We start from the raw sequence: 16,002 nt of genomic DNA on the forward strand, positions 1-16,002 counted from the left end.
TTAAATACAGGTAATACAAACATGACATGGGCCAAGAATGGCCAAGGGCCATTCTGGCCTTGGCCCTGGCCCTAGCCTGCACTGCTATACGGGGCATTGCGGTGCAGGATAGGGTAGGGGCGGACGCTTGCTTAGTTATTGGCAAAGCGCTGGGCTATGAGGTGGGATAAAACCTCAGGTAGCTCGTGGTAGTCTTTTAAAGTGGTAATATCGGGGAAAATGCTTTTTATCAGGCCGATAATGTTGTCGTTAGTGAAAATACCTAAGCTATAAATTTCAACTTTTTGCTTTTTAGCTTGATTAAAGGCCTTAACGGTGTCCAAAGGGCTATCAGGCATACCATCAGTAATGAGAATGATGATTTTGCGTCTATACTCCTGATGCTTCATGCGTTGCAAAGCATAGTTAATAGCTAAAGCAGTAGGCGTGTAATAGCGTGGTATTTGTAAGAAGTACTTAGCCTGATCACTGGCCTTTTCATGTTCATAAAGCACTTGCAGATAAGGCTCATCAGGGGCAGCTCCAGGAAAGTAGGTAACCTCACAACTTACTTTATCGATGTTCTGTAAGCATAAAGCTATGTTTAAAGCGCTTTGGCAGGCAATATAGCCTGCGCTATCAGGATTAAACTTGAGTTCTTTATCAAAAAAGTTTTCTTTAGAACTCATGGAGCTAGAAACATCAATTAATAAATGAACCAAGGTATCAGTTTTAGCCACCATCTCTTTTTGCTTAAAGATCTTTTGCTCGCCCAGTTCAATAAACTGAGCTTTTCTCATATCAATCTTCTTGCCGTGAGAATTAGAAATTTCTTGCGCACTAAAATAAGCAATTAAACGCTCGCTTAGCAGTTCTCTTAACTTGCCAAGATTTTTAACTACATCAGCAATAAAATGCTTTTGCTCCTCTTTTAGTAAGCCATTGATAAAGGTCTTTACCTGTTGGTCACTTAGCCTATCGTAGATATGTTGCTTATTACGAAGCCAGCTAGCGCTATTAGAATCACGAGAGCGACTAAGGTTGCACAACAAGGCATTAAAGTCCTTTTCTCTTAAAGCATCAAAAGTGATTTTAGGTAAGGAACAATGCTGCTGTTGCGATGAGCTCTGGCTCTTGGAATTTACAGACTCCATAGAGTTATTAGTTTGAGGCAGAGCTTTGACCAAATCAGAGCGGTAGTTTTCTAAAAGATTGTTGGGACTACTTTTCTGATTAGGTTTAGAGGCAGTGTTTGGCTCACCATCAAAGAGCTCTTGGTAAGTATCAAAGTAATATTCTACTAAGGCATCAGTAAAGGAATTTTCAGCACGAGGATCTCTTAAATTGAGGCTATGACTTTCATAGTGGTTTAAGAGTGTTTTGTGGAAATTACACTGCTCTTGGTTATTGCTAAAAGCTATATTATTAATAAATCGGGTATAGCGCATGTAAAGAGAGTTGGCTCTCTTTTGCTCCATAGACAAGCGCTTATAACCTTGCTCTAACTCCTCTAGTGACTTTTGGCCAAAGGCACTAGTTTCACTAATAGGATTAGCCTGGATTGACCAGGAGGAGAGAGCCTGGGTGTTTCTAAAAAGCTCATCAATAAAGTGGCCATTAGCACTTTTAGCCATTTTATTTTGGTTGCTATTATGAGTAGCCTTACCACGGTAAACAAAATTGTGGTGCAAGCGATGATAGTTAGAAATAGGCACAAAAAAGTAGCGATCAACTACCATAGGTATGGTTTGTTGTTGATCGTTAAGGCCACATTGTAACCAAGCGCTAAGAGCAGCTAAGGTACGCTCATAGTAGTATTTAAGATACACCCGCCCCTTGCTATCTTTACAATACAACAAAGGATCAATAGTTAACTTTGGATCAATGTTGTACTCATCATAAAGATGGAGCTCTTTTAAAATAGCTTCTTTGCGCTGGTATTGAGCAGCTAAGCGCTGATGCATAAGCTTAAGTATGATTTCATCTTGGAAGCTATTAGGCTTAGATTTAAAGTGATAGCCAGAGTCTAAAGATAAAAGCTTGGTCTCATCAAAGCTTTGATCGTAGATAAAAGTAGGGATATAACAGTTACGCTCACTAATTGCCTCTAGAATATTGGCCACAATAACGGGATTATTTTTCTTAGAGTAATAGGTCTTTAAGTAGTTAAAGTCTTTTCTAAAAAGAGTGGTTAACTCTTTCATGTCATAGAAAGTAGTAGGAGCATTAATCTCGATAGCTCTTAACTTATTAATATATGCTAAGCGCTGGTTTTGAATGTTTACAAAAGCGTCAATATCCTCAGTACTTTGGTAAAAGTGAGGCAGGTTTACATAGCGCAAGAGCATGCGATAGCGCATAGGATTAGCTACTTGCATTAATAAAATGCGGGTGGCTAGTTCTAGCGATAAATTAGGCTTAATTAATCTCTCATAAATATCTTGCTCTTGAGGGGTAAGCTCTATTTCATTAGTTAAAACATTAAAATTATGCTTGATAAATTCCTGGCTATTAGAGTCAGTGTAAGTATCAGAATTAAGTCTTAAATGAAGTTGGTATAAGTTGATGGCCTTAAGTAGGCTTACTTTATCTTTATAAGGGCCATAAAGGGGATTAAATCTCGTATCCAGAGGAGCGCAATGATCTTTGGTGTGGTCAATGCACTTATCAGTGTCATTATTAGAGCCTTTACCCTTAAGCTTGGTATTTGCCTTTGTCTTTGCAGCAGAGCCAAGCCCATCTTTAGTGCTAGCACGGGTGCTAGCACTGGCGTTAGCGCCAGAGCAAGATGCAGTGCTTGAGTAAGATGCAGCGCTTGAGCTGGCGTTCAAGCAAGCGCAAGAGCCAGCGCTAGCTCGTGCGCTAGCGCTGGTACTTGAGTTTTGCTCGTCTAGGTTAAGCAATGTTTGTAGCTGGTCTGTGAAGCTGGCAAGCGGAAAATTCTGGTTGTAAATGCGCTCACGTTTAGCTGTGCTTTTGCATAAAAAAGAGGCTTCTTGCAAATTACCTACAGCATTATTAGATAGCTCATGGCTTTGGTTGATATCATCAAGAGAGGTACATTGCACCATGTACTTAAGATTAACGATATCGTCGTTATATTCAGGGATGGAAGGGGCAATAAATTCAGGAATAAATTGCTCGTTGACCTCACTTTCACTAAGGTTAAGACCTGATTTTGCAATGAGACTTTCACAAGAACAAATATCTAAAGCTTCTTTTTGTGGGCCTAAGGTAGGAGCGCTAAATGATTGTCCATACAGCTTAGCTAAGGCTTTAGCATTATTGAGATCAAAGGTGCTATTAGTATTATTGGCTAGTACAAAGCGCTCAAAATTAGGTACAAAGAAGTTTTCGGTAGCAAAAAGCTCATAAATATCACTTACAAGCTGATAAATACCATTAGTATCAGCTTGTGCCACCACATCATGAGTAAAGTCCTCTAAGAGCGCTACTTTTTCAGGATTGATTAAACAGCTTAGTTCTTCCTTTAGCAGTAAAGCTAATTCATCAGCATTGCTATAGTGCAGGCTATAAGCTTGAGTTTGGACAATTAAATACAAAATAATAAGCTTAATTTTGCTCTTAGGGGCTTGCTTAAAATGTTGCTCCCATTGCTTGCAATATATGCATTGGTTAACAAAGTTTAAATTCTCAAAAGCTCCGATATAGTTTTTTCCCATCAGATATTCAATGCGGCAGTCTTCTAAGGCATTAACCATTTCTTGCAAAATAGGATTAGTAATGGTGCCAAATACTTTGAAGTCACTATAGTGAATATGTCCTGCCTCATGTGTCATCAGGCCATATAACAAGCGCTCTGATATGCCATCAAGCTGCTCTAATCGTGGTAAAACAATGGTATCTTGGGTGCTATAAGCTAAGTTGGAGGCAAATTTAACATTTACTCCCAGTTTACGAGCATAGTTAGAGGCAATTTCTTCAATAGTTTTTAAATAAGACATAGCTGCACCATTAAAGCCACTTTAGTATTAATAACTTAAAAGTAGGCTTGTAAATGCATCAAACAAGCCTCTACTCTTTTTTCTATCTGGCCATTGTAAAAAGGAGGTGGGAGCAGGACTGGGAGCACGCTATGGTTAGTATTAAAAGTATAGGTATGAAATTGGCGAGCGCAGCCTGATGTAATAAGGCTTGGTAGGTGTTTTTATAAAAAAATGTCTAGTAGATCACGTTTTGCTTAATTGGATGATTTTTAGCTTAAATAAGCGCAAATCAAAGGTTAACTAGCTTATGTGCTAAAGCAGATATATAGAATAGTATGAATATTAGTCTTAGGAACTAAGTAAGGTTTAGACACTATCTAAATTGTTCAACGTATGACCTGTGTCAGCTTGCTAAGCTTAGCTATTAGATTAATTGTGCTAAAATTCATGCAAAGAACACTTACAGCTAGGTAAGGCTGTAGTTTGGTTTTGCTTATCAAAATAGAGCAAAGGTATTTGCTTGCTATGGCCGTACAATTAAACCCATTTAAACGTTTCTCCTATAGAGAGCAGGTCTCACGTTCGCTTTCTTGGGGGCATTACTTTATCTTTATCAATATACTGCTAAGCTGTTTTTTAGGCTTTGGCTATGTATATGCCGCCCCACCATCACCAAACTTTTTAAGTTTTGTTTACCTGGTTTTGACCTGCTTGGGCCACATGAGTTTTTTAACTATTGTGGTCTTTTTGGTGATCTTCTTTCCCCTGGCTTTTATTGGCAATTTTAGATATTACCGAGTATTGGCAGTAATTTTAGCTGTGGTCTGCCATGCTGTAGTCTTGTTTGATCTCAAGATTTATTTAATGGTTAAAGTGCACTTGAGTTATACGGCCATTAACCTCATTTTGCGCGAGTTAAATTTTGATACAGGACTAAATTACAATTTCCTCTTCATAGCTGTGCCTATTGTTGCTGGTCTTGAGTATGCTTTTGCCAAGATTACTACTCATTCTTTGTATAAGGCCCATCATCCAAAATTAGTAAAATCTATTTTATTAATTCTTGGTGCTTGTTTTATTAGCTCGCATTTAATACATATTTGGGCTGATGCTTACAAGTATGACCGTATTACTTTATTACGCTCAACCTTCCCTGCTCATTATCCAATGACTGCTAAGTCATTTTTGAGCTCTCACGGTTGGCTTAGTGAAGACGAGCTTAATTACGAATCTGTTACCAAAGGCGAGTACATTCGCTATCCATTATCAGCTATTAATATTGATGATAGTGCTAAAGCTCAGAACTTATTAGTTATTACTATCAATCGCTTTTCTTATGGCGATATGAGTAGTGAAAATACTCCTAAATTGTTAGCTCTTAAAGATGAGGGTCAAAGTTTCGAGGAGCATTATTTACTCTATCCTAATGAGCTTGATAATGTGTTTTCTTTAAATTATGGCTTGCCGCTGCAATACCGTCGTGCCTTGTTCTCATCTAATATCTTGCCTGTTACTGTAGATGAAATGTATCGCCAAGATTATGTACGACGTATTTTAGTTAGTGACAAGCAAGGCTTAGAAGCTCTTAGCCCTAATGATGATACGGCTAATCCTTTAGTAAAGAAAAACGCTTATTATCGTAATTTGCTGAACAACTCTACCTTGAGAGCTCCACAATTAAGCGTTAATCATAATGCTAAAGAGATGTTTATTAATGCTTTAGAGCAGATCCATTCTTATAGCGTGCAAGATCCAAGGCCATTTGCTATGACTTTGGTAGTAAATGACTTGCGTAAAGAGGAGTCTTTCTTCCAAGATTGTTTACCTGTTAAAGATAATGTCTTAACTGAGGAAACTTTAACTACTAAAGATGAGCTTTTGCATGATATTAATGTGATTGACCCTGTAATCTTGCCCAAGGAACAAGAGCCAAAAGTGCTTAAAGATACTAATAAGCACCTAAGCTCTAACGATGCTATTGTTGATCGTTATGGCGCTTGGTTTGAAAATGCTCAATGTCAGCTTCCTGCTTATTCAGAGGATAATTACTTATTTGCAGGCGATGCACAAATTCGCTCTATGCTTATTTATGAGCATAATCTACGCTATGTAGATGCCATGTTAGGAACCTTTATTGAGGCTTTAGAGGATAGTGGGCTGTTAAAAAATACCACTGTAGTGATAACCTCAACCGAGGGTAATAGCTTACTTAAGAGTGGTAATCAGCGCTTTGATCGGGTAGTACAACATGTACCAATGATCGTGCTGTGGCCAGATGAGCAAAGAAAGGCTCGCAATAACGAGATCTTATCTTCTCATATTGATATTTTTGCTACTGTAGCTCAGGATGTAGTAAGTATTACTACTCCTTCTGGTAACTATACTTTAGGCTTAAATTTAAAGAATTTAGGTGAAAGAGAGTTCTTGATAGTAGATAACTCTCAAATGCTGATTTTAGTGGGTAAAGATGATAATGTAATCTATTCTCAAGATGGCGAGTCTTATGTAGAAAGTCATAGCGAGCGTTTGCAAGTACGGCCAAATTTAGAGAATTTGATTGAGGCTACCCGCGATCTTAACCGTTTCTTACGATAGTAATATAGGATTTAAACTAAAAATGTATTTAACTCAGGAAAACTTTGAGCAGACTTTAAAGTCCTCCATGCAAAAGCCATTATTTTGCTTATTCTTCGACCAAGACCCATCTTGTGATAGTGCTAAAACAGCTTTAACCTCTGCTATTTCTGATACTAATGAGTATGTGTCTTTAGTCATGTGCGATCTGCAAGATCGCATGGTGCAAGTTTTTGCTAGTCAAATACAATTACGTACTGTTCCTACCTTAGTAGTTATTGATCAGGGTATGCCTGCTGCTCTGTTAGAGGGTCAGGATATCATCACTAATTTACAAGATACTTTAAATCAATTTATTCCAAGTGCAGGCGATCTTTTAATGAGAGAGGCACTACAAGCTGAGGCTTCTGGTGATTTATCAGTAGCTGTAGCTAAAGCTAGTGAGGCCTTTAATCTTGATAACTCTAATTTAAGCTATCGCTTTATTTATGCTCGTATGCTCATTGGCGTTAAGAATACTAAGGCTGCCCATGAGTTATTAGATAATTTAGGTCGTGAGGAGAAACAATCTCCAGAGTACCAGCAGTTAATTTCTGCTCTTACCTTAGCAGAGCAGGCTCAAAACTCTCCAGAGCTTTTAGAGTTACAAGCTAAGTTTGAGCAAGATGACTCTGATGAAAATGCGGTAGCCTATGCTATTGCCCTTGCTGATGCTGGTAAGAAAGAAGAGGCTTTAAATATTCTCTTTGCTAAGCTTAAGATTAGTTTAGCTAAAGAAGAGGTTAAAAAGACCTTTATGGATATTTTAAGCACCATGGATGGCGATCCAAACCAAAGCGCCTTCCGTCGTAAGCTCTATACCATTATGTATTAATAGGCTAAAACTTTGCTAAAAAGAAGCCCGTATTACTTATTAAGTATTACGGGCTTTTATTTTTCTTACCAGCGCCCGCTCCAGCGCTAGCTTAGAAGCTAGCACAGGCTCAGGCGCTAGGCTAGCGCTGGCGCTTGCGCCTCAGCTGCGCCCAGAGGCGCTGCTTTTAGGGCTTAGACCTTGCGCTAAATTCTTTGTTCGTCTGGGTGGCTGGGCTCGGCATTTGGCCAACCTACAATCAGAGTTTTAACAAAGGTTGCTAAAGGAATAGCAAAGAATACGCCCCAAAAGCCCCATAAATTACCAAAGATTAAAATAGCAGCCAAGATAGAAAAAGCATCTAAATTCATGGCTTTAGAAAAGAGCATAGGGGTTAGGACATTACTGTCTAATAGTTGAATAATGGTGTAGATGATTAGTACCCAAATTAAAGTGCTAGAAAAGCCAAATTGGAAGATAGCAACCATCACTACAGGTACAGCAATAATCACAGCACCTACATAAGGTATCACTACTGATAAGCCTACACCTACGCCTAATAACAGAGCGTAATTCATATCCAAAAGCATAAAGGCTAAAGTATTAGCTATAGCAATAATGGTAATATGCATGAGCTTGCCTCTAATGTAGCCTGCAATTTGAGCATGCATGCTTGGCCAGAACTTTCTCATTAATTGTTGATTATTAGGCAAAATAAAGATCTTAGCTCTATTTTGTAGTAGTTCTTTGTTATAGAGCATTAAGAAAGTAAAAATAGGCACAATCAGAGCATAGACTAACCAAGTAAAGGCATTAACTACTGATGGCATTAATTGAGTGCGCATCACATCGGCCATTTTATTAGTAGCAGCCACACGAGCAGATCGAACACTATTTTTAATCAAATTTAAAGTTAACATGCTAGGCAGAGGCTCAGGCATACTTAGCACTACATCATAGAGTTGTTTAGCCAGGCGATTATCAAAATCGTTGGCTGTCATAGTAAATTGATTAACATCATTGCTATCTAAGCTAATATTGCCTGCACCATTAATCAAAGTAATATGGTAGTCAGGGCCTTCATTTGAGTCTTTATCGCTAGATGCTGTTGAAGTCTGTTCTTTCTTTTTAGCCTGTTCAATTTCAGCAGCTACCATGGCAGCATTAGCTACAGCCTTAACCATTTGCTCATTAGAGTTCAAATTATGGCTATTATTGTCATTATTAGTAGGGGCTATATAAACAATAGTAGTCTCTCTTTTGGTATTGGCACTTTGTTTATCATCCTCATCCCCATCCCCTGCTTTAGCCTCAGCGATAATCTCAACTGTAGCTCCAGCTTCAGCTTTATCCTCAGCCTTGTCCTTACCTATTTGGCTATCACTCTTGTTACTAGCTAAAGCATCGCCTGCTACGCTGCCTGCGGCACTGCTAGTGGCGTTGCTAGCAGGGTTACCTGCAGCGCTGCCTGCGGCGCTGCTAGCTGAGCGGGCGCTATTAGCACTTTCTAAATGTTTGGGATCGTTTTGAGCTAAGGCACCGCCAAGAGAGCCAGTGGCTAATGGTTTATTAATCTTAGGACTGATATTACTCTCATCAAAGACTAGCTCTTTATTGGAGCTGACAGGGGTTGCACCTGTTACTTCATTATGGTTTTTGCTTTTATGTGAGCCATCATCCATGCTAAAAGCCACAATAGAGTTATAAAACTCAGCACCTTGCTTAACTACATTTGGTACTAACCAAATAGTGGTTAAAGTTAGCAAGGAGCTAAAAACCAGCATAACAATGATAGAGCCTATTTTTCTAGAAAGAGCAAAGCGATTTTGCATGGCTACTACAGGCCAGTCTAAGCAAAAGGCAAAGCACAGCGCTACCACAATAGGGCCTACTAGCCACATAAAGTAGTAAACAATAATAAAACTAACAATTAAAACAAGAGCAAACTCAATCGTTCCAGGTTGGGAAAAGTGTCGCTGATACCAGCGTTGTAATAGAGTGAACATGCCTAATGAGAGTTCCTGGCTCTAAAAATTACAGCTTTTGTATAAAAAACTAATGATAAATGAAACAAAATAGCGAATGATAGTCTATCTTACTAACAGCAATATTAATAGTACTTGCTGTAAAAACGGCTTAAATAAAGCCATCTTTAAGCTATCTATCTATATAGCTAGTACAGATCAAAGACTGGTAAAGCTTGTAAGCAGGGCCATAGGCCCATGGAGTCATAGCCCATAGGGACTTAGGGGCCGTTGAGCTCTATGGCCTATGGACTATAGCCTTTGGCCATCTGGCCATTTGGCTCTATGGCCATAGCTTGTCATCTTTAAGAGCTTAGTATGTTAGGTGCTGTCTTGTGGCTAAATTATGATTGCTATTATTAAGGGGCGTGCCCCATTAGGGCTGTTGTTGATTTTGCTAAGAAAAAGCTTTGTATAATTAAGACAATGTCTTTGCTTTTAGGCCAGGTGGTGGATTTATGCACAAAGCACTAAGAACATTTAAATCTCTTAAGCTTAAAGTAGTTGCCTTGAGTGTGGCTAGTTGTTTGGGCTTAAGCTCTATTGCTACTAATGCTTATGCCAATTCATATGAGGATATTATGATTCCTCAACTAGGCACAGCTGGTGTAAGAGGTATTAGTGTGCCTAAAGAAATGGCTCTTGGTGATTTCTTTATGCGCAGTGCTAGAGCTTATTTACCTGTTTTAGATGATCCTGTGCTTAATGAGTATGTGACTACTTTAGGTAATAAACTCCTCTCTCATGCTGATAATGTAAACTTTCCTTTTACCTTCTTCGTCGTAAAAGATAGCACTTTAAATGCTTCTGCCTTTTTAGGTGGTAAGGTAGCTATTCATACGGGCTTATTTAAATATGCACAAACTGAAGATGAGTTTGCCTCAGTTATTGCTCATGAAATTTCTCATGTTACTCAAAGACATATTGCCCGCTTTGTAGAAAGTATGGTGGTAGCTAATCAATTGTCCATGGCAGGTCTAATAGGTGCAGTAGTGATGTCTATTGTTAATCCTGCTATAGGTATGGCCGCTGTTTCCACTACCATGGGAGCTCAATTACAAAGCCGTATTAATTTTACGAGAGATAATGAATATGAGGCCGATCGTATCGGCATAGCCCTTTTGTATAAAGCAGGTATGAATCCTTATGGCGCTGTGGATATGTTCAAGCGCCTGCTCTCACAACAGGGTAATATTAATCCTGTATTTACGCTGCTCATAGATCACCCTTTATCTGAGATTCGTGTTGCTGAGGCCCAAACACGTGCTAGCCAATATCCAAGTAGAAAGAATTCCACTAATCCTGATTATGATATGGCTCAGGCTAGAATTTTAGTGCGTTATGAGGGCTTGAGTACCAAGGCTGATTATGAGCAATTATTAGAGGTCTTAAAGCAAAACCTTGATAAGAAGAGCTCTGTTTATATTAACTATGCCTTAGCTTTAGTAAGTTTTGAGTTGGAGCAATATCAAAATGCTTTAGCTTATTTAGATAAATTGCCTAGCACTCTTAACCATAGCTTATTTGTTTTAGACTTAAAAACTGATATCGATTTAAAGCGGGGCCACGCCTCAGCTGCTATTGATCGCTTGCTTGGTCAATATCGCATTATGCCTAACAACCAAGTAGTAGTGGTCAATTTAGCTAGTGCTTATAATGAGACAGCTCAATTTGATAAGGCCATCAAATTGCTAAACAATTATCTTAACAAAAAGCCTAATGATGTCTTAGCTTTAAGTCTGCTTGAGTATGCCCAAAGTAAAACTAGAGACAAATGCGCTGCTATGCAAACCAGAGGTGAAATTTATGCGCTTAGTGCTGCGTATCAGCAGTCTATTAGCTTATATTCTCAAGCTTTAAGAGAATGCTCGGATATGCTGACCCGTGAACGCATTAAAGCTCGAGTCTCGCAAATTTCGGTACAACGTGCTTTTGATGAGTCTTTAATTAATAAATAAGCAAAAGGGGAGTGAGTATATGCTCACTCCCCTTTTGTTAAGCTGTTAGCTTGAGGCTGTAGGCTTTATTACAAGGTACGACCTTGGATTGCAGGGGCATTACGATTAGGTAAGCCTTCGCCTTGGCCAACATCACGAGCATCTTTGATATTGATGCTATAGGCTGGAGTTACATTGTCTGGGTTGATTTGAGAGTTAGGGCGAGCCTTATTGGCAGGGCCTAAATTGCTCATATGTGGTGGACGAATATACTCATTGCCTGTAAAGCTAAAGATCCAAGGAGAAATATACTGGAACTCACCTGAGTGACGCATAGTACCAGAGAGATTATCGGCACTGGAGTTAGTAGCAACTTCCATTACTAACATATTATTGTCATAACCAACAATGCGAATATCGCCATCAAAGCCATAAGTTACAAAGGCTTGTCTAATATGTTGTAAATCTTGGAGGCTCTTAACATTAGCAATACGTAAGCGTACAAAACCCTCACCAGGGCCTAACATATCGATATCTACATTGTTTTGACGTAAGGCTGATGGAGTCTCTTTTTCCTCTAGATTAGATTGATAGGTCATTAGCGCACGTGCAATATCGCCCGCACCTAAGGATGCTACCTCATCCATTAATCCAGAAATAGAAGACTGGGCTATATTTTCTCCATAGCGATTAAATAAATTCCACTTAAAAGTCATGCCGCTTTCATTAGGAACGCTACTAATGGCTGCGCTAATAAAGAAGTCTGCACCATAGCGCTCTGAGGCCTTGGTTAGCACTTCATCCTCATGATCAAGAATAGTAGTGACCTTAACCTTATTCATTTCCTCTAAGTCAAAAATAGGGAACATGAGGCGGTATTTGTAATCTGGAGTAGCTGCCATAATAGCCTGAGCAAAGCTAGAGAGATTTTGACCACTAACTACACTCATATTAGTGCCATTGCTTTGGCCATCCAAGCCTACCATCCATACTAATACAGGATTAGATAGACCTTGCCAGGAGGCGGCACCTTGTTTCTTTAAAATAGCCTCAGCCATAGGAAGGCTAAAACGTAAGACTAAATTACCATCAGCATCTGAGGTAAAGCTACGTAAAGCAGGTGCAATCTCATCAATAGTTAGATTGCTAATTTGTCCCATGCCTAAAGTAATACCACTTTCTAAGCTCTTAAAGCCATCTAAAACAGCATTATCAAAAGTAGTTAAAATTGGAACACTGACCTCTTGAATACGCTCAGTAGCATAGCCGCCATTTAATACGCCTAAGGTCTCAGCATTTTCAGGGCCCAAATTGTTAGCATTAGCTGCATTGGCATTAGGTGCACTTTGGTTTTCAAAAGTAAACCCAGGCTGGCTATTGTTCATCTGCTCATTAGAGTTAACAGGTGTAAAAGCGCCACGGCCATAACTGTCATTAGTAGCAGGATAAAGCTGGTCTTTTACATAAGAGCGATTATTGAGCTCTGCCTGACTTGGCTGAGCAATCTGCTCCATTACAGGTGCCTGAGCTGCCTTGGCAGTCTGGGCAGGCTGTGCCTGAGCCTGAGGCTGAGCCTGAGCAGGGGCGGGCGCTTGAGTGGCAGATTGTGGCTGTGCTTTTTGAGGCTGCTGGGCCATCTCAATGGTGTAGTTGGCTTGCTCTTGATTGATTAAATTGTCAGAAGTAATTTGATAATTAGTAGGTTGAGCACTTGCTGCAGCGCAAGAGCCAAGCACTAGAGTAAGTGAACTGGCAAGTAGTGTTAACTTATAGTTAAGCATATTAGTGCTTCCTTAATTATTCTCATAAGATAAAAGGTGCTCTATGAGGTCGCTGTAGGGATCAAGTAAACTAATCTAATTACTTGTTTGCAGGCCATAGTGCAAGGCAAGTAAACAATGCTATATGAGCTAATAATAGCATACGAGTAAATTCAACTTTGAATTTTAGGCAATTACAATGCCATTATTATCATGACTTACAGTCCATAATTGCTTTTGAGATTTAAAGATATCAATTTAAAAAGCATTTTTGCTGTTTTTATGTTAAAAAAGCCGATAAGTTTGGCAACTTATGTCTCTATATTGCAATATATCTTGTATAATTAGCCATCAATTTTTTCTTGATGTATTTGAGGCAATGAACATGGCAACCAATTTAACCTACAAAGATGCTGGTGTAGATATTGATGCTGGTGAGGAGTTAGTAGAGCGTATTAAAGGCCCTGTTAAGCGCACAACCCGTCCTGAGGTTATTGGCGGCTTAGGTGGCTTTGGTGCATTAACTCGTATTCCAAAGGGATATACTGAGCCAGTTTTAGTATCAGGAACCGATGGTGTAGGTACTAAGTTACGTCTAGCAATTGATTTAGAGCGCCACAATACTGTGGGTCAAGATCTAGTTGCAATGTGCGTAAATGATTTGATTGTACAAGGTGCTGAGCCACTTTTATTCTTAGATTACTATGCAACAGGTAAGCTTAATGTAGACGTTGCTGCTTCTGTAGTAACTGGTATTGCTAATGGCTGTGAAATGGCTGGCTGCGCTTTAGTAGGTGGTGAGACCGCTGAAATGCCAGGCATGTACGAAGTTGGTGATTACGATTTAGCTGGTTTTAGCGTAGGTGTAGTAGAAGCCTCTAAGATCATCGACGGTTCCAAGGTAAAGGCAGGTGACACTATTGTTGCTATCGCCTCTAGCGGCCCTCACTCTAATGGCTACTCCTTAATTCGTCACATTTTAAAGGTAGCTGAGGTTAAGCCAAATGAGGACAAGTTACCTTCTGGCAAGTCTGTAGCTGATGCAGTTATGGAGCCAACCAGAATCTATGTTAAGCCTTTATTAGAGTTATTAAAGCAAGTAGACGTTCACGCAATGGCTCATATTACTGGTGGTGGTTTCTGGGAGAACATCCCACGTGTATTACCAGCTGATGCTGTTGCTACTATTGATGCTTCTACTTGGCAGTGGCCTGAGATTTTTGAGTTCTTAAAGAACAAGGGCAATGTTTCTACTTACGAAATGTACCGTACCTTTAACTGTGGTGTAGGTATGTTTGTAGTAGTTGATGCCGCTGAGGCCGACAAGTGCGTTGAAGTCTTAAAGGCTCAAGGTGAGAATGCTTGGATTGCTGGTAAGATTGAGACCAAGCCATGCTCTGACGCTAAGCAAGTAAATATCTTAAACATGCAAGACTAAAGAAATTTCCTTATAGTTTTGTATAGTTAGATAAGGGCACAGTCTAGATTAGATTGTGCCTTTATTGTTTGTATATGTGCTATATATACATATAAGAACTTTTAGGAGGTGATCTTATGGCCAAGAACTATAGAAATATCTCTAATACAGCCGAGTTAACCATGGCTTTATATGAAGATGCTCAAGACCTTAAAATTACAGGATCATTAGCTCCTAGTATTTATTACGGCTGTAAAAGTTTTGCACGATTAGTAGTTTGTATTATTCTGCTTTTTATTTCTTTATTTGCTTCTATGTACTATCCTTCCATTATGGTGCCATCAGCCATTATTTGTGGAGGATTGATTGCCTTATTTTGCTTGCCTTTAATCTTTTTATCTCTTGCCCATATTTCAGTTCGTATGGTTAATCGTATCCGTTGTCGCTACAAGACCGTGTCTTATGATGGTGGTACGCAAACTTTAATCATGCAAGCAACTAATCAATATAATGGTACACCTCGTGATTTTCCTACTAAAAGACCATTTATTAAAAAGGGCAAAAGCAAAGGCAAAGATAATCCTTATTCTCGTATCTAAAAATAAGTTTGAGCTAAGAAAATTTAGAGACAATAGGGATAAGATTTTGTAAGGCCTTGTCTCTTGAGGGAAGAATTATGCTATTTAAGCGCTCAGACACCAGCAAAAACAGCACCACCACCAGCCCTAGCGCTGGCAGCACTGGCAGCACTGGCTGTGCCAGTGCCAGCTCAGGCTGCGCCAGCGTCAGCACTAGCGACGCTAGTTGTGCTAGTAGCGAGCACTGCCACCAAAAGGCCAAGGGTAAGAAACAGCAGTCTAAGACTAGTAAAGATAAGTCTTGTAATAGTAGTGCCTTAGCTAAAGATCGACTGAGCGCTTTAATAAAAAACGATTTGCAAGATGAGCGGGAGCCTGAGAGTGTTGCTGAGCGCTTAAAGGCTGTGCTCAAGGACTCTCCTAGAGCTCGTGCAGAGCAAGAGGCAAAACTGATGGAGCCATCGGTCCAGTCAGATGGGGCTGGGGCTGATACTGAGGCCTGTGCTGGGGCTAGTGATAGTGATGAGCCTAAGTTTTATGCGCCAGTAGTGGTTTATACCGTAGAGGAGCTTGCCCAGGCACAAAAAGATAGGGCTGAGCGCATTGTTGTTAAAGGTGAGCTTGCTGAAAAACTAAAAGTGGCTTTAAAAGGCTTGCGCTCTATTGGAGCTGGTTCCTTAAATACTTTAGCTTTATGTCTAAGCGGAGCAGCTTTGCTGGCACCTTTTACAGGTGGTGTATCTTTAGGTGCGGCAGGTACTGCTATGGGTACATTAGGAGCGGCTTTAACAGCAACAGCTATTGCTGCTATTTCAGCTATTGGCTTGGCCTTAGTTATTGCTGTGTTTAAGGGCTATGATGAGGTGAAGCTTGGCGGTGGCGGTGTAGAGTTGGTAATCAAAAAGCATAAGGACAAAAAATAGGCCAAAAGAC

The 16,002-nt window shown here is 39.7% G+C and carries 9 protein-coding genes; 6 read left to right on the forward strand and 3 right to left on the reverse strand.

Annotated elements, in window-relative coordinates:
• Positions 1-131: 131 nt before the first annotated feature.
• Complete coding sequence (locus MXE38_RS02095) at positions 132-3,944, reverse strand: vWA domain-containing protein (protein WP_246910638.1); 3,813 nt, start codon at positions 3,942-3,944, stop codon at positions 132-134.
• 507 nt (positions 3,945-4,451) lie between these two features.
• On the opposite strand from MXE38_RS02095, the gene MXE38_RS02100 reads away from it, so the two are divergent.
• Positions 4,452-6,521 (forward strand): DUF3413 domain-containing protein, encoded by a 2,070-nt coding sequence (locus MXE38_RS02100; RefSeq protein ID WP_246910640.1) that lies wholly within the window; start codon positions 4,452-4,454, stop codon positions 6,519-6,521.
• 22 nt (positions 6,522-6,543) lie between these two features.
• Positions 6,544-7,374, forward strand: coding sequence for a tetratricopeptide repeat protein (locus tag MXE38_RS02105; RefSeq protein ID WP_246910643.1), 831 nt, complete (start codon positions 6,544-6,546; stop codon positions 7,372-7,374).
• Between the two features lie 185 nt (positions 7,375-7,559).
• On the opposite strand, the gene MXE38_RS02110 is transcribed toward MXE38_RS02105, so the two are convergent.
• A complete protein-coding gene (locus MXE38_RS02110) occupies positions 7,560-9,359 on the reverse strand; it encodes an AI-2E family transporter (protein WP_246910646.1) in 1,800 nt (599 codons plus the stop codon).
• 476 nt (positions 9,360-9,835) lie between these two features.
• Here MXE38_RS02110 and MXE38_RS02115 point away from each other — a divergent pair, with 476 nt between their 5' ends.
• Positions 9,836-11,335, forward strand: coding sequence for a M48 family metalloprotease (locus tag MXE38_RS02115; protein ID WP_246910649.1), 1,500 nt, complete (start codon positions 9,836-9,838; stop codon positions 11,333-11,335).
• Positions 11,336-11,403: 68 nt separating this feature from the next.
• On the opposite strand, the gene MXE38_RS02120 is transcribed toward MXE38_RS02115, so the two are convergent.
• Positions 11,404-13,095 (reverse strand): DUF2066 domain-containing protein, encoded by a 1,692-nt coding sequence (locus MXE38_RS02120; RefSeq protein ID WP_246910652.1) that lies wholly within the window; start codon positions 13,093-13,095, stop codon positions 11,404-11,406.
• 358 nt (positions 13,096-13,453) lie between these two features.
• Between MXE38_RS02120 and purM the strand changes: the two genes are divergently transcribed.
• The 3 genes from purM (at position 13,454) to MXE38_RS02135 (ending at position 15,992) form a co-directional block, all read left to right on the forward strand.
• Positions 13,454-14,512, forward strand: a complete 1,059-nt coding sequence (purM, locus tag MXE38_RS02125) for a phosphoribosylformylglycinamidine cyclo-ligase (protein ID WP_246910655.1) — start codon at positions 13,454-13,456, stop codon at positions 14,510-14,512.
• Between the two features lie 116 nt (positions 14,513-14,628).
• Positions 14,629-15,090 (forward strand): hypothetical protein, encoded by a 462-nt coding sequence (locus MXE38_RS02130; RefSeq protein WP_246910657.1) that lies wholly within the window; start codon positions 14,629-14,631, stop codon positions 15,088-15,090.
• 77 nt (positions 15,091-15,167) lie between these two features.
• The gene (locus MXE38_RS02135; protein ID WP_246910660.1) at positions 15,168-15,992 is read left to right on the forward strand and encodes a hypothetical protein; all 825 of its coding nucleotides are present in this window, start codon (positions 15,168-15,170) and stop codon (positions 15,990-15,992) included.
• Positions 15,993-16,002 lie beyond the last annotated feature (10 nt).

The organism is Anaerobiospirillum sp. NML120448 (genome assembly GCF_023050945.1).
In the GTDB taxonomy this organism is placed as follows: Bacteria; Pseudomonadota; Gammaproteobacteria; order Enterobacterales; family Succinivibrionaceae; genus Anaerobiospirillum.

Excerpts from the sequence above, each read along its gene's own strand:
- MXE38_RS02120 (WP_246910652.1), bottom strand. The coding sequence starts at position 13,095 with ATGCTTAACTATAAGTTAACACTACTTGCCAGTTCACTTACTCTAGTG.
- MXE38_RS02110 (WP_246910646.1), bottom strand. The coding sequence starts at position 9,359 with ATGTTCACTCTATTACAACGCTGGTATCAGCGACACTTTTCCCAACCT.
- MXE38_RS02135 (WP_246910660.1), top strand. The coding sequence starts at position 15,168 with ATGCTATTTAAGCGCTCAGACACCAGCAAAAACAGCACCACCACCAGC.
- MXE38_RS02095 (WP_246910638.1), bottom strand. The coding sequence starts at position 3,944 with ATGTCTTATTTAAAAACTATTGAAGAAATTGCCTCTAACTATGCTCGT.
- MXE38_RS02130 (WP_246910657.1), top strand. The coding sequence starts at position 14,629 with ATGGCCAAGAACTATAGAAATATCTCTAATACAGCCGAGTTAACCATG.
- MXE38_RS02115 (WP_246910649.1), top strand. The coding sequence starts at position 9,836 with ATGCACAAAGCACTAAGAACATTTAAATCTCTTAAGCTTAAAGTAGTT.
- purM (WP_246910655.1), top strand. The coding sequence starts at position 13,454 with ATGAACATGGCAACCAATTTAACCTACAAAGATGCTGGTGTAGATATT.
- MXE38_RS02100 (WP_246910640.1), top strand. The coding sequence starts at position 4,452 with ATGGCCGTACAATTAAACCCATTTAAACGTTTCTCCTATAGAGAGCAG.
- MXE38_RS02105 (WP_246910643.1), top strand. The coding sequence starts at position 6,544 with ATGTATTTAACTCAGGAAAACTTTGAGCAGACTTTAAAGTCCTCCATG.